Source organism: Enterococcus sp. E5-162, assembly GCF_035725965.1.
GTDB classification, from domain to species: Bacteria; Bacillota; Bacilli; order Lactobacillales; family Enterococcaceae; genus Enterococcus_B; species Enterococcus_B lactis.
This window is the reverse complement of record NZ_JAPRFV010000019.1, coordinates 1-25,399: the sequence shown is the minus strand read 5'-3', so window position 1 is coordinate 25,399 and position 25,399 is coordinate 1. Positions and strand designations below refer to the sequence as shown.

Below are 25,399 nucleotides of genomic sequence, written 5' to 3'. Positions count from 1 at the left end.
TCCAGTAAAGAGACGCAATAAATTCTATCGAAGTTTACGCACTGCCTCTACCACGATTAAAGGCATGGAAGCCATTCGAGGATTATATAAGAAAACCCGAAAAGAAGGCACTCTCTTCGGGTTTTCGGTCTGTACTGAAATCAAGGTATTATTGGGAATCCCAGCTTAAATCATAGATACCGTAAGGGATTTTATTCTTTATTTAAAACTTTGCAACAGAACCCCTTGAATTTACAACAAAAAGGCGTACAAGGTACATTTTCATTAGGACGTGTACAAACACCGACTTTATATCTCATTTATCAACGCCAGGAAGCAATAGAAAACTTTAAAAAAGAACCTTTTTTCCTGAATAATTCATAGTTTTACTAATAGTCTTTCCTAACATTGATTTAATAGTCTTTAAAGTATTCTGCTTCATCACCCATTAGGTGATGAAAAAAGAACCCCTTTCTGATTTAGCGGACAAATACTTTGACCTAATCTCAGAAGATATAAAAGAAAAAATAATAAAATATCCGATTTATACTTTGTATAAAGAACTAAAGTAGTTAGCAAATCATTTACAGCAAATCACTATGTTCCACATACCATTTTACATACTTACCTTATCCACGACACATGTTGAGATAGTATCGAAGATAAAGAAAGTTGCTCCATGTTGTTTTTGCGAGATGGGGAAATCAAAGCCACATTGACAACCATGATGAATAAGCTTGCTTTCAGTCATAAGCTAATCCTAGAACCACTTTTCAAGTCAGTTAGCCAAATCGATGAAGAAAGCGACCGTGAAAGAATGGACGCTATTGATAAGCTAATGGAGCAACTATTGGAAGAACGCAATACCCTTATTGCACTGATGTCCAAAGGTTTCCTAGAACCTGCTCTTTTTAATCAGGAACGAAATGTTTTAGATAGTGAGATTAAAAATCTTACTACCGAAAAAACAAACCTGGTAACGAACTCTGCGAGTGGGGTTTTGCGAGCAAACGAGATAAAGGACCTCATTAATTATGTGTCAGCAGATAATTTTAATGGTGACTACACGGAAGAACTATTTGAAGAATTTGTAGTGAACATCATTGTAAATTCCAGGGATGAGCTGACATTCAATTTGAAATGCGGTCTTTCCCTGAAAGAAAAGGTGGTGAGATAAATGGCATATATTCCATATGGATACAAAATTCAAGATGGAGTGGTTACTGTCGATGAAAAGGCAGCAGGTCAAGTAAAGGTATTCTTTGAGAAATACATATCAGGACTATCCCTTACAGTGGCTGGCGAACAGGCAGGTATTGAAAAGACACATTCTGTGATGGGGCGCATTTTGAAAAACGTCAACTACCTTGGAAATGATACGTATCCAGCAATTATTGATAAAGAGATATTTGATAAAGCTGAAGAAGTTAGAGATAAACGTGCAAAGGATTTAGGACGAGTGGTAGAGCTTGCCGCTTTCACCTCTCCCCCTCCCAAAGAACGATTCAAAATGAAAAAGGCAGATAATAAGATGCCAGTGGATCCTTTTGAACGAGCAGAATACTTATACAGTCTGATAGAAAGCGAGGAATAAAGTGACAGAGAAAAATATAATGGTTATTCCTGCTCGTAAAAGAGTAGGAAGTACAGCCGCAAAAGAAAAGATAAAGAAACTTCGTGTTGCTGCCTATTGCCGTGTTTCTACAGAAACAGAAGAACAAAATTCTAGCTATGAGGTTCAGGTCTCACACTATACAGAGTTTATAAAGAAAAATAATGAATGGGAGTTTGCTGGCATCTTTGCAGATGATGGTATCTCTGGTACGAACACTAAAAAGCGTGACGAATTTAATCGCATGATTGCAGAGTGTATGGACGGTAACATCGACATGGTTATTACAAAATCCATCAGCCGATTTGCGCGTAACACCCTAGACTGCCTTCAATACATTAGACAGCTCAAGGATAAGAACATATCAGTTTATTTTGAGAAAGAGAACATCAACACCACGGATGCCAAAGGTGAGGTTTTGCTGACTATTATGGCATCTTTGGCACAGCAGGAAAGCCAGAGCCTTTCACAAAACGTTAAGCTTGGGCTACAGTACCGATACCAACAAGGAAAGGTGCAGGTCAACCATAAGCGATTTATGGGCTACACGAAAGATGAAGATGGAAATTTAACTATTGTCCCCGAAGAAGCTGAGATTATCAAACGCATCTACCGAGAATACCTTGAGGGTCAGAGTCTAGTGGGCATTGGTCGAGCCCTTGAAAAGGATGGTATTTTAACAGCAGCGGGAAAACCAAGATGGCGACCAGAATCAGTTAAGAAGATACTTCAAAACGAAAAATACATCGGAGATGCCCTTCTGCAAAAGACTGTCACAGTAGATTTTCTGACCAAGAAACGAGTGAAAAATGAAGGGCATGTTCCCCAATATTATGTTGAAAATAGCCATGAAGCGATTATTCCTAAAGAGTTATTTTTGCAGGCGCAAGAAGAAATTCATCGGAGAAGCAATATCTACACAGGAGAAGGCAAGAACAAAAGAATTTACAGTAGCAAGTACGCTTTAAGTGCCATCACCTTCTGTGGAGATTGTGGCGATATTTATAGACGGGTCTATTGGAATATCCACGGAAGAAAAGAATTTGTCTGGCGATGCGTGACTAGAATCGAGCAAGGTCCTGAAGTTTGTAAGAACCGAACCGTAAAAGAAGATGAACTTTATGGTGCAGTAATGACTGCGATTAATAAGCTACTTGCAGGTGGGAACAATATGATAAAGACACTGGAAGAGAATATTCATGCTGTGATTGGCGAAACCACAGAATACCAAATTTCAGAGATTAACAACTCACTAGAGGAAAAACAAAAAGAACTAATCAAGCTGGCGAACAAGGGTCAAGACTATGACCACTTAGCAGATGAGATTGATGAGCTGAGAGACAAGCGACAGATCCTTTTAGTAGAAGATGCCTCCCTCAGTGGCGAGAACGAGCGAATCAATGAGCTGATTGAATTTATCCGCAAGAACAAATTCCGCACCTTAGAATATGATGATAAGCTTGTAAGGAAGATAATCCAGAGCGTTACAGTCTATGAAGGCCACTTCGTCATAGCCTTCAAATCTGGCATCGAAATGGAAATATGAAAACCAGAAGTAAATAGCCCATGACTCTACAGTAGAGTTGTGGGTTTTCTTTTGCTTGCTGATTATAATAATATTTTAATAACTATTGTGTTTATCAACCAAATGGTTTATAATATTCTTAGCGTAAACTTGGAGGTGCTGTATGACTACGGCAGAAATGATTAAAGAACTGTGTGAGCAAATGAATATAAGTGTTTCCGAACTTGCTAGACGTATTGGCCAGACTCCACAGAATTTCAATAAAAAATTACAACGAGAAACAGTAACCTTGGATGAGTTGAAGGCCATTGCTGATGTGCTAGGTGTCAAGTTTGTGCAGGCATTTATTTTACCAGATGGAGAAGAAATAAAAATATCTAACGAATAAAGGAGGATGTTTATATGGTAGGTAATGTTATTCAAATAGTAACAGAGAAATTATCATCTTTGCCTTTTATAGAAGGCATCGTATTAGGGGGCTCACGTGCAAGAGGCACCCATACAGAAAATTCTGATATAGATATCGGAATCTATTACAATTCAGACTCATTTGACCTGACAGCGATTAATCAAATTGCTACAGAATTGGATGATAAAAATAGAAACAACCTTGTTGTGCCTCCCGGAGCGTGGGGTGATTGGATTAATGGCGGCGGATGGTTATTTATAAATGGGTATCATGTTGACTTGATTTTACGTGATATAAAACGGGTAGAACAAATAATCAAAGATACGGAGCAAGGAATTGTTACTGCCAATTATCAGACCGGGCATCCCCATGGTTATATAAGTGCAATGTATCGTGGAGAATTAGCGATTAGTAAAATACTATATGCTAAGAACGAAAGCTTATGCGAATTAAAAAAGCAGGCAGAAATTTACCCTACTGCTCTAAAGAAAAGCTTGATGAACTTTTTTATATTTGAAGCTGAATTCTCTTTAATGTTTGTAAAAGCAAATGCGGGGGTAGAGGATAAATATTATATTGCAGGCCATGTTTTTCGTATTATTTCATGCTTAAATCAAGTACTATTTGCATGTAATAATGCTTATTGCATTAACGAAAAGAAAGCTATAAAACTGCTTGAAACTTTTGAATATAAACCTGAAAAATATGCCGAAAGAGTTAATCATATTTTTGAAGTACTCGGTCTTTCTCTTTTTGAATGCTACGATATGACCGAGAAACTTTATAAAGAAGTGAATGAAATTGTATCGGAGATAAATAACTTTTTAAACGAGGAGAGTTCAGATGAAAGAAAACAAATATGATGATAATATATTTTTTCAAAAATACAGTCAAATGAGTCGCTCGCAGAAAGGACTGGCTGGTGCGGGAGAATGGGAGACTTTGAAAAAGATGCTACCTGATTTTAAGGGTAAGCGTGTGCTTGATTTAGGATGCGGCTATGGATGGCACTGTATATATGCGATGGAAAACGGTGCTTCCTCTGTAGTAGGTGTTGATATTTCTCATAAAATGCTCGAAGTAGCAAAAGGAAAAACCCATTTTCCACAGATTGAATATGAATGCTGTGCCATAGAAGATGTGGATTTCCCAGAGGAGAGCTTTGATGTAATACTAAGTTCGCTTGCGTTTCATTATGTAGCAGACTATGAGAATTTAATAAAAAAGATATATAGGATGCTGAAGGCTGGTGGCAATTTAGTTTTTACAGTTGAACATCCTGTTTTTACTGCTCATGGAACACAAGACTGGTATTATAACGAAAAAGGAGAAATACTGCATTTCCCGGTGGACAATTATTATTATGAGGGCAAACGGACAGCTATGTTTTTGGAAGAAAAGGTTACAAAATATCATAGAACACTGACCACATATCTAAATACACTGCTTTCAAATAGTTTTATAATAAATCAGATTGTGGAGCCACAGCCGCCAGAGAACATGATGGATATTCCGGGGATGGCGGATGAAATGCGACGCCCAATGATGCTGATTGTATCGGCAAAAAAGAAGATGTAATAATATAGAAAAAATAAACGAGGAGTATGTAAATGAGATCAGAAAAAGAAATGATGGATTTAGTACTTTCTTTAGCAGAACAGGATGAACGTATTCGAATTGTGACCCTTGAGGGGTCACGCGCAAATATTAATATACCTAAAGATGAATTTCAGGATTATGATATTACATATTTTGTAAGTGATATAGAACCGTTTATATCTAATGATGACTGGCTTAATCAATTTGGGAATATAATAATGATGCAAAAGCCGGAGGATATGGAATTATTCCCACCTGAAGAAAAGGGATTTTCCTATCTTATGCTATTTGATGATTACAATAAAATTGATCTTACCTTATTGCCCTTGGAAGAGTTAGATAATTACCTAAAGGGCGATAAATTAATAAAGGTTCTAATTGATAAAGATTGTAGAATTAAAAGGGACATAGTTCCGACTGATATAGATTATCATGTAAGAAAGCCAAGCGCAAGGGAGTATGATGATTGCTGCAATGAATTTTGGAATGTAACACCTTATGTTATTAAAGGATTGTGCCGCAAAGAGATACTGTTTGCAATCGATCATCTGAACCAGATTCTACGGTTTGAACTACTTAGGATGATGTCGTGGAAGGTTGGGATAAAGACAGAATTTTCATTAAGTGTTGGGAAAAATTATAAGTATATTAACAAATACATTGATGAAGATCTATGGAATAGATTATTATCTACATATCGCATGGATTCCTATGAAAATATTTGGAAGTCATTATTTATATGCCACCAATTGTTCAGGGAAGTGTCCAAAGAGGTAGCAGAACTACTGGGGTTTGATTATCCAGAGTATGGTAAGAACATAACAAGATATACCGAGGACATGTATAAAAAATATGTTGAAAATGACTATTTTTAAAGATTAGCAAAGATTATTAACCATAAGCAAGGGGTGTAAATGTATGGAAAGTACTGATGTTATAAATGAAATTAGAGGTATATTACCTCGTAACTCAATTGGAAAATATGATTTACTAACTATTTTTACACATAAAACCGTTTTTGATAAAATTGTAAAAGTACTATCATTGGATTTTCAAAATAAAGTAGATTATGTGGCTGCCCCAGAAGCAATTGGATGGATACTAGGCACTGCCATAGCCAAAGAACTTGGAGTGGGGTTTATTGGAGTAAGAAAAGGTGATAAGCTGCCATACGCAAAAGAAGAGATTATTTCGACACATTTTACCGACTATTCAGGTCAAGATAAAAGCTTTGAAATATCTAAGAGTTCTATTGTGAGGAACAAAAGAGTTTTGATTGTAGATGATTGGATAGAGACAGGTTCTCAAATGAAGGCTTTAATAGCTTTGTTAGAGAAATTGGATTGCAGCATTATTGGGTTGGCTACTATTGGGATTGATATAAATGAGGTTACTCAAAAATGGATAGACAGCAGTTTTGTAGCTTATATTGGCTCAAACATATAATAAACCGAAAGAAAATCTTGAATCAAAATTTTGGATGGCGTTAATTTACAATACAACGAAAGATGTTTACCCTGAATAATTCATACTTTTTAATTGAAACCGTCTGAAACTGCCTAACGGCAGTCTGATAATTACTTTTTTAGTTTCACCCCTTAAGTGATGAAAAAAGAACCCCATTCTGCTATGGTAAAGGTGACGAAACCAACCATAAGAAAGGAGTTCTTCTCATGACTAGCTTACACAAAAATCAAGTTAAATTCAATTCAAATATCACTATTTCACATACCGGTGGTCGTCTATCAAGTGATTCGGGGTTAGTCCTGGTTAAAGAATTAATGAATACCTTCGGCTTTTCGCACTTAGCTAAACAATGGCTCCATATTACAGATCATCGGGCTTATTTTACCCATGATAACTTAGCGATATTGGAACAGCTTATTATGCAATTAATTGCTGGTTACTCGGCAGACTCATCAGCTAATCTATTAAGACGGGATCCTGTCTTTCAAGCTGTACTCGGTAAAAAACAGTTGGCATCACAATCCTCAATCTCACGGTTTCTGGATCGTTTCACCGAGGAGAACATCGATCAACTCCAAGCATTAAATCAGTCATTGATTGATAAAGCACGTTTAATTCGCAATGACACCGAGTTAATCATTGATGTCGATTCCACACATTCGGATACCTTTGGACGCCAAGAACAAACAGATTATAATGCCCATTATCAAACCTACGGCTATCACCCATTAGTTGCCTTTGATGGACTGACCGGAGATTTCTTAAAAGCTGAACTGCGTTCAGGCAATCAGTACACATCTAAAGGGGTAAAAGCCTTTATCAACCCGCTTTTACACCACTACAAGAGCACGTTACCTCATACCGAGATATTGGTTCGGGGTGACAGCGGCTTCGCCACACCAGAGGTGTATGAGTCTTGTGAAGCAACTGAAAGCCAGTACGTTATCCGATTAAAGAGCAATCGGAGGTTAAGTCAGTTAGCTGAACATTCTGTTCTTTACGGGGACAATCAAGAATGGGAAGAGCGAGAAGTGCAGTATTTTTCACTACCTTATCAAGCACAATCCTGGTCGAAACCTCGTCGTGTCTGTATACGCTCCGTCCGTGAAGGAGGAGAATTGCTATTTCATCATGCGTTTATTGTGACTAATCTATCCGACAATGTCTCGCCTGAAGTCATATTTTCTCTTTACGGCAAGCGAGGAACAATGGAAAATTTCATCAAAGAAGCGAAAGGTGGCTTTTACTTCGATAAAACAGATAGCCCGCGTTTCTTAGAAAATCATGTCAGAATGATGATCAGTGTCCTTGCATACAACCTCGTTAATTTTTTAAAAAGCATTGGTTTTGATAAAGTGAACCAGGGCATGACGATTCATTCCATCCGGCTGATATTGCTTAAAGTAGCCGGTAAACTTGTTCAGACTGGGAGACAGGTCTATCTCAAACTGTCAAGTTATCATGTGTATCAAACTGAATTTTATAAGGTTTTTGAACGCCTGCGGCGATCCAAACAATGGATTTAGACTAGTTATCACACAAATTTTTTAACCGATTCTTTTTCAAGGGATTCGTCTGCCCTTAAATAGACAAATAATTTTTATTATGATCTTCTTCCGTAGGCATCCTGTTCGAAAACACATTATTTTGGAAGAAAGTATCTGCCTAATTTAAAAATTGGCAATTTGTTCAAAAAAACAGGTTAAATTTAGAGCTATGAATTATTCAGGTTTTTTCGAGGTGGAAGCTAGTATAAAAGTAAACCAAGGGTCGTTTAAGGGCGTTCTAAGCCCCACACAGCGTTTTAAGAGCCAAGAGGAACTTTTATCCTTTGTTTCTTCTAAACAAGCTAAAATAGGCAATCAAGAGGGGATAATTGCTGATGTTCAAACCAAAGAGAAGAAAACGAATAGTCCGAGTTTGTTTTCTTTAAGTAGTTTACAATCAAAAGTCAATCAGCTTTATAAAGCGACAGCAAGCCAAACTTTAAAAGCTATGCAAGGACTGTATGAAGCAAAATTATTGAGTTATCCAAGAACAGATACACCATTTATTACAGAGAACGAATTTGCTTATTTAAAAGCAAATTTTGGCAAATATAGCGGTTTTTTAGGACTTGATCTCGAAATGGTTCAAACAGAGCCTAGAAAGCGTTATGTGGACGGTAGTAAGGTACAGGAACACCACGCCATTATCCCAACAAAACAAGTACCTACCGAATCTGCATTAGCAAAAATGGACGATTTACAACGAAAAATATATGCTTTAGTCGTTAAAACGACCGTTGCCATGTTTTTACCTGATTACTTGTATGAAGAAACCAAGATACAAACGAAAGTAGCTGATTTGCTGTTTCAATCGATCGGAAAGACACCAAAACAAGAAGGTTGGAAAATTCTTTTCAAACAACAAACCAAAGAAGAAAAAGAGGACGTTCAAACGTTACCCTTGGTTATCATTGGAGAACATGCCGAGGTTGACGTTAAGAGTGCCGAAAAAGAAACACAACCACCGAAAGCTTTTACAGAGGGTACATTATTAACTGCTATGAAAACCGCTAATAAAACGGTTGATGATGAAGAAGCAATCAAGATTTTACAAGAAGTCGAGGGGATCGGAACAGAAGCGACAAGAGCAAGTATTATTGAAGCGTTAAAACAAAAAGAATATATCCAAGTGATTAAGAATGCATGTGCTGATTATAAGAATTATCTTTATTATTTATTGTCACTTCCGTTGCACGCATAAAACCAACAAGATTTTTATTAATTTTTTTATATTGCATCATTCGGCGAAATCCTTGAGCCATATCTGACAAACTCTTATTTAATTCTTCGCCATCATAAACATTTTTAACTGTTAATGTGAGAAACAACCAACGAACTGTTGGCTTTTGTTTAATAACTTCAGCAACAACCTTTTGTGACTGAATGCCATGTTTCATTGCTCTCCTCCAGTTGCACATTGGACAAAGCCTGGATTTACAAAACCACACTCGATACAACTTTCTTTCGCCTGTTTCACGATTTTGTTTATACTCTAATATTTCAGCACAATCTTTTACTCTTTCAGCCTTTTTAAATTCAAGAATATGCAGAAGTTCAAAGTAATCAACATTAGCGATTTTCTTTTCTCTCCATGGTCTCACTTTTCCACTTTTTGTCTTGTCCACTAAAACCCTTGATTTTTCATCTGAATAAATGCTACTATTAGGACACATAATATTAAAAGAAACCCCCATCTATTTAGTTATTTGTTTGGTCACTTATAACTTTAACAGATGGGGTTTTTCTGTGCAACCAATTTTAAGGGTTTTCAATACTTTAAAACACATACATACCAACACTTCAACGCACCTTTCAGCAACTAAAATAAAAATGACGTTATTTCTATATGTATCAAGATAAGAAAGAACAAGTTCAAAACCATCAAAAAAAGACACCTTTTCAGGTGCTTTTTTTATTTTATAAACTCATTCCCTGATCTCGACTTCGTTCTTTTTTTACCTCTCGGTTATGAGTTAGTTCAAATTCGTTCTTTTTAGGTTCTAAATCGTGTTTTTCTTGGAATTGTGCTGTTTTATCCTTTACCTTGTCTACAAACCCCTTAAAAACGTTTTTAAAGGCTTTTAAGCCGTCTGTACGTTCCTTAAGGAATTCCTTAGTGCTTTCATAGATTAAACTCACATCACGCTTTAAATCGCTTATTTTAGACTTTAAAGACTTGTTTTCTTCAAGCAACTCATTATAATCATTTACATTTTCATTAAATCGCTCTACAAGACCACTATATTTTTCTTTAACTTGCCCATGTTCTTTACTTAATTTTTTATATTCTCTCGCCATATCAGTACTCATGAGATTTCTAACATGCTGTTTTAACCTATCGTTATCTCTCGCAGCAGTCACTAAGTTTTTATAATCACGCTCCGATATAACAACATTTTTGGTTGGTTTCTTTTCTGTTTTCATTATTTCTTTTCCCAAACCAAACATGGACTTTTCACCCGTTGGCACTTCAACACTTTTCATGTGTCGTTTCGCTGGTACTTCTAAATCTGATTTAACTTTATCGCTATAAGCAGTCCATTCATCTTTTTTAACTGCTAAATTTTTTTCTAGAAAATCAATCTCTTTTTCCAAAGTTTGTTTTTTAAATTTAGCTGTCTCAATATGTTTACGGTCAGAGCCACGTTCACCACGCTTCAACTCAAAACCCTGTTTTTTCATATGCTCGGGGAATTTATCTTGTAGCCATAACAGTTCTTGACGATTAAACACATTTTTTCCTTGCAGTTTTCCATCACGCATAGGCACAACACCTAAATGCATGTGAGGGGTTTGCTCATCATTATGAACTGTTGCATAAGCAATATTTTGCTTGCCATATCGTTCGGAAAATAATTTATAACTTTCCTCAAAAAATCGTTTTTGTTCTCCTGGATCCAGTTGCTCAAAAAAATCTCGGTCAGATGTTACTAGCAACTCATTTACAAGAACAGCATCTTTCCTCGTTTTTCTTGTACCTGTTTTTTGTGATTCAATAATTTCTTTGACACGTTCGTTGTAATCAATATTTTTATCATTTTTCAAATCATAATTTTCACGTGTTCGCTCATGGTCAATATCATCATTCGTTCTACTTTTTCGCTCTCTTTGATTATGAAATTGCATGCCTTTTAGTCCAGCTGATTTCACTTTTTGCATTCTACAAACTGCATAACTCATATGTAAATCGCTCCTTTTTAGGTGGCACAAATGTGAGGCATTTTCGCTCTTTCCGGCAACCACTTCCAAGTAAAGTATAACACACTATACTTTATATTCATAAAGTGTGTGCTCTGCGAGGCTGTCGGCAGTGCCGACCAAAACCATAAAACCTTTAAGACCTTTCTTTTTTTTACGAGAAAAAAGAAACAAAAAAACCTGCCCTCTGCCACCTCAGCAAAGGGGGGTTTTGCTCTCGTGCTCGTTTAAAAATCAGCAAGGGACAGGTAGTATTTTTTGAGAAGATCACTCAAAAAATCTCCACCTTTAAACCCTTGCCAATTTTTATTTTGTCCGTTTTGTCTAGCTTACCGAAAGCCAGACTCAGCAAGAATAAAATTTTTATTGTCTTTCGGTTTTCTAGTGTAACGGACAAAACCACTCAAAATAAAAAAGATACAAGAGAGGTCTCTCGTATCTTTTATTCAGCAATCGCGCCCTTTAATGGAACAAAAAGATTTGAATTCCTGTTATAAAAAAAGGATCAATTTTGAACTCTCTCCCAAAGTTGATCCCTTAACGATTTAGAAATCCCTTTGAGAATGTTTATATACATTCAAGGTAACCAGCCAACTAATGACAATGATTCCTGAAAAAAGTAATAACAAATTACTATACAGATAAGTTGACTGATCAACTTCCATAGGTAACAACCTTTGATCAAGTAAGGGTATGGATAATAAACCACCTACAATTGCAATACCTGTTCCCTCTGATAAAAAGCTGGTAAAGTTAAGCAAACTCATTCCAGCACCAGCTTCCTGCTGTTTCAAGCTACTTGAAACAATTGTTGATATAACTGTTTTGGTGAACGAAAGCCCACCTAAAACAAATACGATTATAATTGTCATGAACCATGATGTTGTTTCTAAAAGAAAGGAAGCAGTTAAAAAGCTAACAGAAAGAAATGTAACTCCGATGTTTAACACGTATAAAGGACCTCTTCTATCAACAAGTATCCCACCAATGTAGCCGAAAATAATGACACTCATTGTTCCAGGGAAAATAATTACACTTCCGATTTCGGCAGTACTTAGCTGGTGAACATCTTTCATCATATAAGGAACCATAGAGACAAACCCTGCTACTGTTCCAAATATAATTCCCCCACAAAGAACTCCAATCATAAAAGGTATATTTTTCCCTAATCCGGGATCAACAAAAGGATCTGTTACTTTCCTGATATGTTTTACAAATATCAGGAATGACAGCACGCTAACGATAAGAAAAGAAATGCTATATGATGTTGTAAACAACATAAAAAATACAATGCCTACAGACATTAGTATAATTCCTTTGATATCAAAATGACCTTTTATCCTTACTTCTTTCTTTAATAATTTCATAAGAAACGGAACAGTGATAATTGTTATCATAGGAATGAGTAGAAGATAGGACCAATGAATATAATGGGCTATCATTCCACCAATCGCTGGACCGACTCCTTCTCCCATGGCTACTATCGATCCAATAAGACCAAATGCTTTACCCCTATTTTCCTTTGGAATATAGCGCGCAACTACAACCATTACGAGTGCTGGAAATGCAGCTGCACCAGCCCCTTGAATAAAACGAGCCATAATAAGTAAGGAAAAGAAAGAATGGCCAACAAACCCAATTACCGACCCGAAACAATTTATTATAATTCCAAATAGGAGTAACCTTTTGATGCCTAATTGATCAGATAGCTTTCCATATACAGCTGTTCCAATGGAAAAGGTTAACATAAAGGCTGTGTTCACCCAGTTTGTACTCGCAGGTGGTTTATTAAAATCATTTGCAATATCAGGTAATGAGACGTTCAAAACCATTTCATTTAATACGCTAAAAAAAGATAAAATGCAAAGCCAAATTAAAATTTGGTTGTGTCGTAAATTCGATTGTGAATAGGATGTATTCACATTTCACCCTCCAATAATGAGGGCAGACGTAGTTTATAGGGTTAATGATACGCTTCCCTCTTTTAATTGAACCCTGTTACATTCATTTCACTTCATAATTAATTCCTCCTTTACACTTTAATTCAAATCTTTATTAAAAAATATTTCATCTTATTTAACAAGAAACCATATTTATATAACAACATAAAATACACTAAGTTATTTTATTGAACATATATCGTACTTTATCTATCCGACTATTTGGACGACGGGGCTGGCAAACAGGTTCACCGGTAGTAACATGGTACCCTTTTAACTCTGTTAAACAAACACTACGTCCATTTGTAAAGAAAGTTAAATCACTACGATATTCTTGAATACACCGAGCAGGGATTTCTCCACTAAGAATGACCTCATTATTTTTCAATTGAGTGTCTACGATGTTCGCACAATATTTAGGAGCATCGTTGTATGCTCGTGAAAGATATTCCTGTGGCGCATAAATTTTAAAACTAAGATATGGCTCTAACAATTCTGTTCCAGCTTTTTTTAAGACTTGTTCCAATACAATAGGAGCAAGCATCCGAAAATCTGCTGGGGTACTAACAGGGCTATAGTATAAGCCATACTTAAAACAGATTTTACAATCCGTCACATTCCAACCATATAATCCTTGTTCGCAACCATAGCGTATCCCTTCCATAACTGCATTTTGAAATGATTGATTTAAGTATCCAAGAGAAACCGAGCTCTCATACTGCATTCCACTTCCCAACGGAAGCGGTGATACAGATAAACCAATGGAAGCCCAGAAAGGATTTGGCGGCACTTCGATGTGAATGGTATATTCTGCATTTTTTAACGGTCTCTCCATATAAATGACTGTAGGCTCTTTTAGTTCTATCTCCACATGATACTTTTCTTGCAACAGTGCACTAATCACTTCCATTTGTACTTTCCCTAAGAAAGAAAGTATAATTTCATGTGTCGTAGAATCCACATAATATTGTAGAAGCGGGTCACTGTCGGAGATTTCTAAAAGTGCATCAAGTAACATTTCCCTTTGTTGAGGTTTGCTCGGTTCAACAGTTGTTTGCAGCAGAGGGAGCGGATTTTCAATTCTCTCTCTCTGTGGCAATAGCTTTGTATCTCCAAGAACACTATTTAGCTTCAAAAACTCATTTTGCAAAATAACAATTTCCCCGGAATAAGCCTTATCAATTTTACATAATTCACCATTTATTGAAGTATACATTTCTGTAATTTTTATTTTTTCCTTTTCCGATATTCTAACCGAATCCCGCAAATGCAGGATTCCGCCATAAAGGCGTACATATGCAAGACGTTGTCTTTCTTCCGAATATTCAATTTTGAAGACATTTCCGCAAAGTTCAGACTTCTTTCTGTATGTTGATGAATAAAATTTATTCGTTATCACTTCTATAAGCTGCTCAATCCCTATGTTGCTTTTTGCGCTTCCATGATAAACAGGGTACAAGGAGCAATTCTGAAATCTTCTGATTTCCTCTTGTTCGAGTTCTAATGCTTCTAATGATTTACCGGACATATATTTCTCTAAAAGGTCATCATTTCCTTCTATTACCACATCCCATTGCTCAGGTTCCGTACAGCTCATCACACACATATTAGGGTGCAGCTCTACTTTCTGTTTGATTATAATTTCCATAGAAAGTTTCTCTTTAATATCCTGATAAACCGTTGATAAATCAATTCCATTTTGGTCAATCTTATTGATAAAAAAGATTGTGGGAATCCCCATTTTCCTAAGTGCATGAAATAATATACGAGTTTGTGCTTGTACGCCATCTTTTGCAGAAATCAGTAGAATTGCCCCATCTAAAACTGATAATGAACGATATACTTCTGCTAAGAAATCCATATGTCCTGGCGTGTCTATGATGTTCACCTTCGTATTTTCCCACTGAAAAGAGGTTATTCCTGTCTGAATTGTAATTCCTCTCTGACGTTCTAAAAGCGTATTATCCGTCCTCGTTGTACCTTTGTCCACGCTTCCTAATTCTGTAATCGCTCCACTGTTATATAATAAGCTTTCTGTTAAGGTAGTTTTTCCTGCATCAACATGAGCTAAAACTCCAATATTAATAATTTTCATGTGATTTTCCTCCATTCAAAAACCCAAAAGGGCATAAAAATCCCAGTGATAAATACTTTTATCACTGGGATTTTTATGCATAACCATAGGTATACAAAGCATACAGATATTCTCTGGATACTTTAGAATCACATGATAAAGGTATTCTTAAACTGGGTACAAAAAACTAAGCCCTCCTAAAAAAGGACATCTAATTATTTGTTCCTGCTATCAAATTGACAGTTTATTTAAGAATACCTTGCCGCATATTTATTAACTCCTTTTAAATAGTCACTTAAATAATAGCACGTAAGAGCATATTTGTAAAGGAATCTCCAATTTTTTATCAAAAAGAGTACATGATTACAAAGTATCTGTAATCATGTACCAATATTTGTTATTTTACAATCTTCCAATTACTCCCGTTCTTTTCAAGTACCAAATCAAATTGAGATACCTGCGTTGCTTTGGTCTGCTGGTCGATATACTCCACTGTCAGCGATACCGTGACTTGATTATCCTTACGATTGTGAATAGGATTTACCAGTTCTTGAAAGATGTACTCTTTTCCGATTGGTTTTAATATCCCGTCATTCACATAGTAGGAAAGTTCACTGGCTGTCGCTGTAGGATAGAGCTTGAAGAACGTCGTTAAAAACTCATTGATTTCATTGGTTGTAATGGAATCAACCGTCCCCTCACTTTCAATGGCTTTTGGTTTATAACTTGATTTCTTAGGTATGTTGGTAATGGTCGGATTCTTAACCAGTACCATATTTCCAGAACCATCTACATAGACACTCACTATATAAGCAGAGTGGACGGTCTTTGTATTTTCTCCCTCTGTAATGAGCTGGTCTACACTGTAGGTTACATTAAACTCATTGTCGCCAGTTGGCTCTACCGTCCATATCTGAAATCCTCTTACAGAAGACGATACAGGAATATCTTTGCGTACTGTATCAACATTGAGAGCTTGAAGTTCATCTGTCAGATAGCCTTTTAGACTTTCCATTCGATTATCAATGGACTTATCGGATTGCTCCCATGAATAGTAGACTTTCGCAAAGTTCTCTACAAAATTTTCTACATGATGAGTATCAACGTATTCCTTTTCTATGATAGTTGTTTCGTGAATAGTATGAGTATCTATAGCTGTAAAGTGCTTGAATATCGCAAAGCTGAAACTAAGCCCTAAAAGTACCCACAAGGCAATCACAACCTTTTTATGAGGATTGACCTTATAGACACGAGGTTTCTTTTCCTTTGGTATCTGTTTTTCTTTATTCTGATTTTTTCTAAATTTCATCATTAAATCTTCCTTTCTCATTGTTTGATTCGTCCTGCTCCCACTAAATGCTGTTGCCAGTAGGGGCTTGTTAAGTCGGCATAACCGATTGGGTCGCCTGCATGAAACATACGGTTATTGCCAAGGTATATCCCAACATGAGTAATATAAGAGCCAGCGTTATAGGTAGAATGAAAGAAAACCAAATCGCCAGCTTGTGCTTCCGATAGTGGGATATGCTGGGTCACATCATATTGCTGTTGTGCGGTTCGTGGTAAGTTAATTCCAGCTTTTCCATACGTCCATTGTGTCAGTCCGCTACAATCAAAAGAAGTAGTCGGGGAAGCTCCACCGTAAACGTATCGCCAGCCCTCATATTTCAGTGCTTCGTCCATGATGGCTTGTACCGTATCATCATCAAACTCTGTTGTGACAAGATACTGCGTTACCAGTTGCACATAAAACATATTGCCATAGTTGTATCGCCAGCCCCCATTGATAGGTATGGCTATGGGATTGGGGTAAGACACTTTTTCGCCACCTGAATACTCTTTTGAGAAACTTTGAGCCAGTTCAAAGGTATATTTATTTCCACGATTAGCCACATACCCTAAGAAACCACCACCATAATTGTAGGACTGGATAACCGATTCTAAATCTACACTGAGCCTTTCGCTACTGGCTAATAATTCACTGAAATACTTCACACCTTGCTTAATGGATTCTTCTGTACTCAATGAATTAGGTGGAAGACCGAGGGATTCCGAGGACTGCATAACATCTTCCGCAGTACCGCCCGATTCCACCTGTATAATCGCAAGAAGTATGTTGACATATTCTTCAACGCCATATTCTTTGGCATATTTTTCTACCATAGGCTTATGAGCCAGCACTTCTGCGGAAACATTCACACCTCCATAATGAATATTGGAAATTCCGCTGTCCTGTTCATCTGAAAATAAAATGGCAACAAACAGAAGCAGTGAGAAGACCATCAAGAATAGCCCAGAACCACCAATCACTAAAGCTTTCAGTTTCATGGTTTCTTACTGCCTTTCTTGATAGTGGCGGATTTTATTGGTGGTCTATTTCTAAGGTTTTGGCTTTGAACTCTTTGAACAGTAGACGGACGCTCTTTTGTGACTGGACGTTGTGAAGCTCTGTCTGCTGGTGTAGTTGAAGTTGCTGGCTTTTGAACTGTTCTTTCTTGTGTAGTACGGTTTTGTCGTTCCGCTTTTAAACTTAAAGAATCGGACTTAACTGCTGGACGCTCCTGTTTGGCTTGTTGAGATTCCATGCGTGAAGTCTGAATAGAAGATTGTTTTGCGGTCTGTCCATCATGAGATTGTTCTTGCTTAGTAGCTGGTCTTTCATGAACGGAAGAAGCTGGCTGTTTTTTCTGTTTGACCTGTTCCATTTCAGAGCGACGCTCTGCAATGGTTTTGCGTCTTTGTTCCTGCTGTTCCTTGCGTCCGCTGGCTCTGTCTGCTCTGGTTTGAGAAATACTGGAAGTTAGGTCACGAACATTTTCTTTTGCTTTGGATTTTCCTTGATACACTGCATATCTTGCATTGGTCGGAATATCCTTAACCTGTTCTTTGAGATTACCAGCAGAATCAACGATTTTATCTTTGGTATCAGCAACTGCTCCGATTGTTTGTCCGATACGTTTTCCAAGTGTTGATTTTTCCTGTCCGTCTGGACGGGTGTGATCTGCTTGTGTCCTACCAGAACTACCCGACTGTCCTTGTTTTCCTGTAGCACTGGCAATGGCAGAGCCAGCACCTAAAGCTGTCATGGAGCGTCCAAGTTTACGCTGTAGGCGGTGCATATGAGCGTGCATAAGCATACGAGGTTTTCTCATCACACGACTTCCCACACTTTGAGAATCGTTGCTTTGAAGCGAAAACATACTCATTAAATCGCTCAGTTTGAAGTAGATTCCTGCAAAGGTCACAATCTGTAAAAAGGCAATCAAAAAGAACGGATAACCAGCCGATAAGGTATAGAGCATGGTTGAAATACTAAAGGCTGTCGTAATAATCAGCGTGATTCCAGCTCGTGTCAAAATGGTATTAAAGAGTTTGATAATGGCTCGTTTTGACATACCATCAAAGGACGGAATCATGCTTAAAATAAAGCTCACAGGCAGAAACATGGCATAGATGATAAAAAGTACCTGCGAGAAAATCATGATTCCTGTTAGTAGGAATACGAATATAGAAATCCCGATATTGAATACAAAGAGAAAGAAGACTGTACCCAAACGGTTAATAGTTTTTGTAATCGTCATGTTCACATTGTTTCTGTCTTCGATTTCTTCTGCTACAATTTTTTCTCTGTCTTCTCCATTATTACTGTCTGGACTGGTTGAAAGTAGACTTTCCACACGGTCAGCACCAATACTTTCAATGTCTGAACTGTTGTATTGAAGCAGTAGCCACGGTTGCTGAACCTGTATGGAAAACAGGCTATCTCTGATTAAGTCCACGCTGTCCTTGCCTTGACTATCGGAATGGGGCATGACAATCTTCGTGCCAAGTGATAAACTGGCATTACTGATGTCTGATGAAAAGTCATTGATTTTTTTAATGTAGTCGGGAGCGTAGGCAATAAAGGAAGCCGATAGGATAAACACCAGCACAAAATTCATAATGGCATGAATTGCCTTTGTGGTTTCTCTCTTTATCAGTCCCGTATAGGCAACATAAACCCCAAGAACCAAAATCAAGAGTAAGAGGAATCCAACATAGAAACCCTCTGTTGAAAATCCGTTTGCACTCACACCAGCTAAGGTCTGCATATTCTTACCAATGGAATCTGCTGTAGCGGAAATGAAGTCTAAGGAATAGGCTTCCTGTACTAAGTAACCTGTCGCATTGGAAACATACAAACTGATTGTCCAAATAAAATTGGTAATGGCATATAGTCCATACATGACCTGTTTTCCAATCCCGTCCGACCAGTTCCACGGAAGCCAGCCCCAGCTATTATCCACATAAAAATCCAGTTGATAGTTTTCAAGTGGGTATCGGCTGTATTCATTTGCCACATTGACCGTATCATCTACCAAGCCCGCAGCTTGAACCACCGTTCCCAGCATGGCTAAAAGAAAAATGGCAATCACAAGTGTGAAAGCCACTGTCATTGCCACTTTACCTAGACGTTTCAGCGTCCAGTTTGATTTTATTCTGTTTACTATTGATGGTTTCACATTTACACCTCTTTTCGCACAGGTGGTCTGGTATCAAAGGCATGGAGCAGTTCTTCAAATACAGGGTGGAACTGTATCACACCGACACGACCATATAAATCACTGATAAGGCATTGCCCGTTTTCCAAATCACGCAATCGCTTCTGATTGTTTTCGTCCTCTGGGTCTACACCAAAAAAGGCTAAGGTCTTTTTAATCTCGTTAAGGTCAGTGGAACGAAATGCAAATTTTAAGCCGAGGTTATTTTTCAGTTTTTCATCTAAGAGGTCGTCTGTATTTTGGGTCACGAAATATACCCCAGCGTTCATAGCACGACCAGCCCGAACCAGCTTCATAGATAGTGTTTTTCCTTGTGCTACCTGTAAAAAGCTCCATGCTTCGTCTAAATCTACAATCTTGAAAATGCTTCGGTCTGTATGGATAAAGTCTAAAGCAAAGGTACTAATGACAATCAGCATAGCAACGGATAAAAGCTCCATAGTGGTATATTCCTCAAAGGAAGTTTCCTTGTCGGGAAGTACCAAGTCCGCAACCTGTATAATGTTCAGTTGTTTTTCTAAGCTGATAGACTGCTCCACATAACCATTACTGAATAATAAATGTGCAAAGTCATAGTCTGTAAAACTTTCGATATGGTCGGCTATACTGGTACTTAGTGGCGTATTCTCAACCCGTAATTCCTCAATCACTTTCATCAACCCTCGTACTTCACTATTGGTTACTGCACGAATGGCTTTTCTAAGGATTGGGAAGCGTTCCCCATCACGAGAGGAAATCCCCGTAAGGAATGTCAGAATATCAATAGCCAGTGATTCAGAATCTTTGGGATTTTTCATAATCACATAAGGGTCAAGTAAGCCTTTGTTTTTCTCATCAGAAGTCAGAGTGACGATATTGATTTCATGGGAAATCTCTGGCAAGGTTTCTTTCCATCTGCCACGTTCTGCTTTTGGGTCTACAATCACTGCTTGTGCCCCATAAAGCACCGCATAATAGACGATAAGGTTATTCGCAAAGGATTTACCACCACCCAGCGAACCAACAAAAGCCGACGCTAACGCATTGGTTACTGAACCCTTAACCCCTTGACTGGCAAGAGCAGGTTTCAGATAGACATTGCGTCCAGTATCTAAGCTGTAGCCAACATAAATCCCCTCATTTTCCCCCAGCATTTGAGTAGCACCAAAACCTAAACCAGCGAGGAAATCAGAGGTCACGTATTGAATATAATCATTCATATAACGCTTGCTGGCAGGTAAAAATTCTTCATGTAAGCCGAGCATATCCCCAAATGGTCGTACCAGTTTTACGCTTAAATCGTCATAAAAATCTTTCACTTCATTACAACGACGTTTGAGTTCGTCAAGATCATTTGCTGATACCCTTACCACATAAGACAGCTTGTACATAGATTCCTTGCTTTGGTCTAAATTGGTTTCCAGCTCATTCACACTTTCCAGAGCTTCCGCCACATTGGAGCTGGTTTCATTATCACTTTGCCAAGCGTGGTTATCCAAGTCTTTCAGTTCTTTCTTTTTATTGCGGACAGTAGATAGGGCTTTACGATTCGCTACAATTTCCACATTCATTGACGTATCAATCGGGAATGTAAATTGCTGTTGCTGGTAGTAGAAGATTTCAGAGGACGGGAAGTCCAGTTCTCCGACAATGCTGTTAATGGTAAAGTAAGCTACATAGACGGTTTCATCTTCCTGCTGGATTTTCAAATATCGCTGTTTTTCTTCCACCAAACAGCGAGTAGGCTTAATCAAGTCATAGTATTTAATCAGCGTTTCATTATCCAGCTTTTTCTTTGATAGATGGTACTCATACTCTTCATAGGCAGTGCCTGTCTGTCCGTAAAGGTGTTCAATCAGATAGCCGAAGTCGTCCTTATCTAACCTGCGGATTTTGAAACGACGAGAGATTTTATTTTCTAAGAGCTTTTCCATCTTCTGAAAACGCAGGATTTCATCATTACTCATACTAACAAAATCGCCCATCAGCTTATGGTTCACATCATAGACAAAATCAGACAAAGCATTTTTTGCTTCAACGGTAAGACTTTTCATAGAAAACTCCTGATCGTTGAGAAGCAACTTAAAGCCGATAAAGAAACGGTAGTTCACTTGATTTTCGCCAATCATGGATATTAAAGCGTCTGTCTGTTGGTCGATTTTGTCATAGGCAACCGCTTTGAGCTTGCCAGTGACTTCATTTTTGGAACGCTCTTGTGCAGAACGTATGCTGGATTCTGTACTGATTTGTAAAGCATGAATTTTGCCATCACGATTTTGTGCGATAAGCTGTCTGAAAGAATCATGCACTTGTATTTTCTGTTCTGGACTTAGAAATGAGTAATTGTAAGGAACAAGCTCATAGTAAGCATAACATTCCCCGTCTTTATTCCAGACGAGATTGTTTTCAATGTATTTAATTGGATATGCCATAAAATTCACTCCTAACTGCTGTAATGGCTTCTTGTGGCTGGTTTCTGCCAAGCGTTACTTTTTTTCCTGCATAGGTCAGCTTTGGTCGCAGTGCATAAGCAATGACAGACTTCAAAAATCCATAAGGCTTTTTACCATCAAAAGTTTTTGTAGACATAAACCATGTGAAAGCCACAGGAATCCCAAAGTATTTGAGAAATGCTCCCTCTATCATGGAAAGAGGGGGCAAGTTGCCAAGTATCATCACTGCAAAGAGTGACACGACAAACCATGTCATTTGCGTAAAGGTTATGGGAAACGGAAGTCTAAAATCATTGATAGAATACAGTACCTTTTCCACAGACCAGATACTGGTATAGCTTCGTATTTTCTTCATGTAATCAATCCTTTCATAAAAAATAGGGGTAGCTGATTGAGCCACCCCGTAAAATAGAAAATCTGCCAGTAGTAATGTACCGACAGATTTAATAGACGATTTCAAAAATCCCATGATTGGTTGAGATAAACGTTCCTGAAAGGTCTAAATCCCGACCATAGGCTTGATAATCAATATAGTTTTGAAGACTAGCTGGTACTTCGCCTAAAGCACCCGTTTCTTCAATGTAGTAGCGTGCCACGTCATACATATCATCACAATCGGAATGAATGATAATATCCTCTTGATGTTCGCTTAGTTCTTCAATGCTTGAAAAATGAGTGAGCAGAGCAGATAGCTCCGATTGTAATTCTTCGGGTAATTCCGATACCATTTCCCATAGTCGATTGAGTTCGCCAATGGAAGTGTATTCGTCAACCGTAAAGGGTAACTCGTAGTCATGAATGGCGTATTCCTCATATTCATCATTCAAGCCGATTTTCTCTTTGACTTCCTCAAAGTCAATGGGAAAGGTAAACCACGCACCGACCAATTCGCCCTCATTGTATTTGCCTAAATTCGCAATATAGACTTGCATATCGTCCATATATTCACGTCCTTTCTTTGTAGAGATTCAAAAATCCCTACCGCACTTCGTTTGGTGTACCATTCCTTTGCGGAACATAAGAAAACCACTTATATTCCACAAAAGAACGGTTTTATTTAAGCACCAATAATGCGATTGAATAGCTCTAGTAAAATGTCTTTTACTCCAGCAGCGTTGAAGACTAAGCCAACCGCAATAATCGCAATAATTAAAAAGCCAATCAGTTTGCTAAACTCACGCTTGAAGCCAAGATACAAGCCAATCACAACGATTGCTAAAAGCACCAGTGATTGAGCGTTTGATAGAAACCAGTTATAAAGGTTTTGTCCAAAATTCATAAAAATGTTCTCCTCTCTATATTCAATGAATTTGTATTTGAGTTATTTTTTTGTTGTTATCACGTCCTGTTCTTTTACTGACTGTTGCTTCAAAATCTGCTTGTGTCGGTCTGTCAGTTTCGCATGGTCGAGAATGTCTTTTACAACCTGCGTCTGGTTGATTTCATCAAGTTTAATCGCAACCTTTAAGGTCGGGGCAACTTGATGAGATAGCCAGTTCAGCGTCCTTTGGAAGGAGTAAGGCTCTGGTTTTGTGGTTAGTTTTAATCGTTCACGATTGTTCCCAATAAACCAAGCCCATTCTTCATTCAGTTTCCAATCAGAACGAGGTTTGGAATCGTCTTTATCTACAAAACGGATATACCGATTGATAATTTTAAAGGCGGTATGCTCTGGATTGTCATAGACGAGTAAATCACGGACTGCATAATAGGCACGCTCATTTTTCAATCGAATCTCAAAACGGTTTTTTACTTCTGCGTCTTCAATGGGAATATCATTTTTCTTGTACTGCTCGTAGTCCTTTTCATAGATACAGAAATAAACTTCACTTTGTAATGAACCGATATAGAGGGTGTTTCCCATACATTCCTTTTCCTCTTTGCGTACCAGTTCGCCACTGCGATAGCTTTTAAAACTGCGGAAGACGGAGATACATTCTTCCTGTTGGCACTTTTCAGTGAGTACAGGGATATTTAAAATCCCTGTCTTATCGTTAATGGCAAGGTCAAGGCGTTTCATCACACCGCCAGCCACCAAAACGTCCATAAAGAACTCATACCAGCTTCTTTGTTGTGCCAGAAGATAGCTTTCAAATTGTCTGCACCCACGACCTTTCAATTCCACCAGAACTCCTTTGTCCAGTTCATGGGAGCAAAGGACGAATATGTCGCCTAAAGCATAATGCTCTGAATAAGAATAGAAACCATAGTCCTCATGAAGAAAATAGGACAGTTTCAGTTGTAAGATGTTTTCGACCACCTGCTGTACGTCTGTTGTCGGAAAGCGAATTCTTACATAATCAAACAGCATTTCAAGGGGAGCGTCGGGATTGAAGCGTTCCAGAGCTTCCCAAAGGGACTGCTGTAAATCCTCTGATGGCTTGACTTTTCCTGTTTCAATATCGCTTAGATACTGCCTTGTAATACCAGTCGCAACAGCTAAACGGTTTTGAGATAGTCCATAAGCCAAGCGTTTTTCTTTTAAATGCTGTAACCAAGTTTGTTCATTCAGTAAAAATCCCTCCAATCAAAAAGGCGTATGTCAACTTTTAAAGCCCATTTGACATACGCTGAAATTTTGTAAATCCCTTGTAACCAAAGGATTTTCTAATGTTTTTTTGACTGTTTCCTGTCGATTTGTACCCCCCTGTTAGATACGGGGGGTTAAGTGCTGGCGTGGCTATTGCCACACCAGCCAGCAAGATCAGTCCACACCTGCGACTTCCGCTTCGCACGTCGCCTGCGTGGACTGTCTGCTGTTGGATAACTTTTTAATTTCCTCCAAGAAATCATATCCTTTTGGTACAAGGGGAGTATAAAACTCTGATATGACACTTGTTCCTACATCAACATAGCCACGACCTTTGATTGGTTCTGTTGCAAAGTTTTAAATCTACTATCAAATAAGGTAGAATAATAGAAAAAGATAGCAGGAGTAATGACGATGAATCATTTTAAAGGAAAGCAATTTCAGCAGGATGTGATTATTGTAGCCGTGGGCTACTATCTTCGTTATAACCTTAGCTATCGTGAAGTTCAAGAAATCTTATATGATCGTGGCATTAACGTTTCTCAT

Annotated in this window: 21 protein-coding genes and 7 pseudogenes; 13 read left to right on the top strand and 15 right to left on the bottom strand. The window is 37.9% G+C overall.

The window, feature by feature from the left end; all coding sequences use genetic code 11:
- From OZZ83_RS13745 to OZZ83_RS13690, 12 genes and pseudogenes are all read left to right on the top strand, one after another.
- Positions 1-169, top strand: a pseudogene (locus tag OZZ83_RS13745) (IS6 family transposase); the annotation flags it as partial.
- A gap of 41 nt (positions 170-210) precedes the next feature.
- Positions 211-348 (top strand): annotated as a pseudogene (locus OZZ83_RS13740) (DNA topoisomerase); the annotation flags it as partial.
- 310 nt (positions 349-658) lie between these two features.
- Positions 659-1,156 (top strand): DNA recombinase, encoded by a 498-nt coding sequence (locus OZZ83_RS13735; RefSeq protein ID WP_002327635.1) that lies wholly within the window; start codon positions 659-661, stop codon positions 1,154-1,156.
- The gene (locus tag OZZ83_RS13730) at positions 1,157-1,573 is read left to right on the top strand and encodes a recombinase (RefSeq protein WP_000323438.1); all 417 of its coding nucleotides are present in this window, start codon (positions 1,157-1,159) and stop codon (positions 1,571-1,573) included.
- Position 1,574: 1 nt separating this feature from the next.
- Positions 1,575-3,137 (top strand): recombinase family protein, encoded by a 1,563-nt coding sequence (locus OZZ83_RS13725; RefSeq protein ID WP_000136908.1) that lies wholly within the window; start codon positions 1,575-1,577, stop codon positions 3,135-3,137.
- A 142-nt stretch (positions 3,138-3,279) separates the two neighbouring features.
- Positions 3,280-3,504: a helix-turn-helix domain-containing protein gene (locus OZZ83_RS13720; protein WP_000205227.1), complete on the top strand. Its 225-nt coding sequence runs from the start codon at positions 3,280-3,282 to the stop codon at positions 3,502-3,504.
- A 14-nt stretch (positions 3,505-3,518) separates the two neighbouring features.
- Positions 3,519-4,388 carry a nucleotidyltransferase domain-containing protein gene (locus tag OZZ83_RS13715; protein WP_000233000.1) on the top strand — a complete coding sequence of 290 codons (870 nt, stop codon included), beginning with the start codon at positions 3,519-3,521 and terminating at the stop codon, positions 4,386-4,388.
- Positions 4,369-5,103, top strand: a complete 735-nt coding sequence (locus OZZ83_RS13710; RefSeq protein WP_000662263.1) for a class I SAM-dependent methyltransferase — start codon at positions 4,369-4,371, stop codon at positions 5,101-5,103. Before OZZ83_RS13715 ends, OZZ83_RS13710 begins: the two co-directional genes overlap by 20 nt.
- Before the next feature lie 32 nt (positions 5,104-5,135).
- Complete coding sequence (locus OZZ83_RS13705) at positions 5,136-5,999, top strand: aminoglycoside nucleotidyltransferase ANT(6)-Ia (RefSeq protein ID WP_002294505.1); 864 nt, start codon at positions 5,136-5,138, stop codon at positions 5,997-5,999.
- Between the two features lie 43 nt (positions 6,000-6,042).
- Entirely contained in the window at positions 6,043-6,570 is a 528-nt protein-coding gene (locus OZZ83_RS13700) for a phosphoribosyltransferase family protein (RefSeq protein WP_002294507.1), read from the top strand.
- A 227-nt stretch (positions 6,571-6,797) separates the two neighbouring features.
- Positions 6,798-8,117: an IS1380-like element ISSsu5 family transposase gene (locus OZZ83_RS13695; protein ID WP_002338419.1), complete on the top strand. Its 1,320-nt coding sequence runs from the start codon at positions 6,798-6,800 to the stop codon at positions 8,115-8,117.
- Between the two features lie 151 nt (positions 8,118-8,268).
- Positions 8,269-9,279, top strand: a pseudogene (locus OZZ83_RS13690) (DNA topoisomerase); the annotation flags it as partial.
- On the opposite strand, the gene OZZ83_RS14750 reads toward OZZ83_RS13690, so the two are convergent.
- The 15 genes and pseudogenes from OZZ83_RS14750 to OZZ83_RS13615 form a co-directional block, all read right to left on the bottom strand.
- Positions 9,272-9,556 carry a protein rep gene (locus tag OZZ83_RS14750; protein ID WP_425268342.1) on the bottom strand — a complete coding sequence of 95 codons (285 nt, stop codon included), beginning with the start codon at positions 9,554-9,556 and terminating at the stop codon, positions 9,272-9,274. The pseudogene OZZ83_RS13690 and the gene OZZ83_RS14750 overlap by 8 nt on opposite strands.
- Positions 9,557-10,055: 499 nt before the next feature.
- A complete protein-coding gene (mobV, locus tag OZZ83_RS13680; protein ID WP_000119405.1) occupies positions 10,056-11,318 on the bottom strand; it encodes a MobV family relaxase in 1,263 nt (420 codons plus the stop codon).
- Positions 11,319-11,881: 563 nt separating this feature from the next.
- Positions 11,882-13,258 (bottom strand): tetracycline efflux MFS transporter Tet(L), encoded by a 1,377-nt coding sequence (tet(L), locus tag OZZ83_RS13675; RefSeq protein WP_001574277.1) that lies wholly within the window; start codon positions 13,256-13,258, stop codon positions 11,882-11,884.
- 33 nt (positions 13,259-13,291) lie between these two features.
- Positions 13,292-13,354, bottom strand: a pseudogene (locus tag OZZ83_RS14745) (tetracycline resistance efflux system leader peptide).
- Positions 13,355-13,451: 97 nt separating this feature from the next.
- Positions 13,452-15,371 carry a tetracycline resistance ribosomal protection protein Tet(M) gene (tet(M), locus tag OZZ83_RS13670; RefSeq protein WP_001574275.1) on the bottom strand — a complete coding sequence of 640 codons (1,920 nt, stop codon included), beginning with the start codon at positions 15,369-15,371 and terminating at the stop codon, positions 13,452-13,454.
- Between the two features lie 15 nt (positions 15,372-15,386).
- Positions 15,387-15,434 (bottom strand): annotated as a pseudogene (locus OZZ83_RS14740) (hypothetical protein); the annotation flags it as partial.
- A 313-nt stretch (positions 15,435-15,747) separates the two neighbouring features.
- On the bottom strand, positions 15,748-16,680 hold the full coding sequence (locus OZZ83_RS13660; RefSeq protein ID WP_001224319.1) for a conjugal transfer protein: 933 nt from the start codon (positions 16,678-16,680) through the stop codon (positions 15,748-15,750).
- A complete protein-coding gene (locus tag OZZ83_RS13655) occupies positions 16,677-17,678 on the bottom strand; it encodes a bifunctional lytic transglycosylase/C40 family peptidase (protein ID WP_001574272.1) in 1,002 nt (333 codons plus the stop codon). Before OZZ83_RS13655 ends, OZZ83_RS13660 begins: the two co-directional genes overlap by 4 nt.
- The gene (locus tag OZZ83_RS13650) at positions 17,675-19,852 is read right to left on the bottom strand and encodes a CD3337/EF1877 family mobilome membrane protein (protein ID WP_001574271.1); all 2,178 of its coding nucleotides are present in this window, start codon (positions 19,850-19,852) and stop codon (positions 17,675-17,677) included. The genes OZZ83_RS13655 and OZZ83_RS13650 overlap by 4 nt, the downstream gene beginning before the upstream one ends.
- A gap of 2 nt (positions 19,853-19,854) precedes the next feature.
- Positions 19,855-22,302, bottom strand: coding sequence for an ATP-binding protein (locus tag OZZ83_RS13645; RefSeq protein WP_000331160.1), 2,448 nt, complete (start codon positions 22,300-22,302; stop codon positions 19,855-19,857).
- Complete coding sequence (locus OZZ83_RS13640; RefSeq protein ID WP_000723888.1) at positions 22,286-22,678, bottom strand: conjugal transfer protein; 393 nt, start codon at positions 22,676-22,678, stop codon at positions 22,286-22,288. The genes OZZ83_RS13645 and OZZ83_RS13640 overlap by 17 nt, the downstream gene beginning before the upstream one ends.
- Before the next feature lie 88 nt (positions 22,679-22,766).
- Positions 22,767-23,264, bottom strand: a complete 498-nt coding sequence (locus OZZ83_RS13635; protein ID WP_000342539.1) for an antirestriction protein ArdA — start codon at positions 23,262-23,264, stop codon at positions 22,767-22,769.
- A 116-nt stretch (positions 23,265-23,380) separates the two neighbouring features.
- On the bottom strand, positions 23,381-23,602 hold the full coding sequence (locus tag OZZ83_RS13630; RefSeq protein ID WP_001009056.1) for a hypothetical protein: 222 nt from the start codon (positions 23,600-23,602) through the stop codon (positions 23,381-23,383).
- Between the two features lie 42 nt (positions 23,603-23,644).
- Positions 23,645-24,850 (bottom strand): MobT family relaxase, encoded by a 1,206-nt coding sequence (gene mobT, locus OZZ83_RS13625; RefSeq protein WP_000398284.1) that lies wholly within the window; start codon positions 24,848-24,850, stop codon positions 23,645-23,647.
- A 177-nt stretch (positions 24,851-25,027) separates the two neighbouring features.
- Positions 25,028-25,198, bottom strand: a pseudogene (locus OZZ83_RS13615) (ATP-binding protein); the annotation flags it as partial.
- 69 nt (positions 25,199-25,267) lie between these two features.
- Between OZZ83_RS13615 and OZZ83_RS13610 the strand changes: the two are divergent.
- Positions 25,268-25,399, top strand: a pseudogene (locus tag OZZ83_RS13610) (IS6 family transposase); the annotation flags it as partial.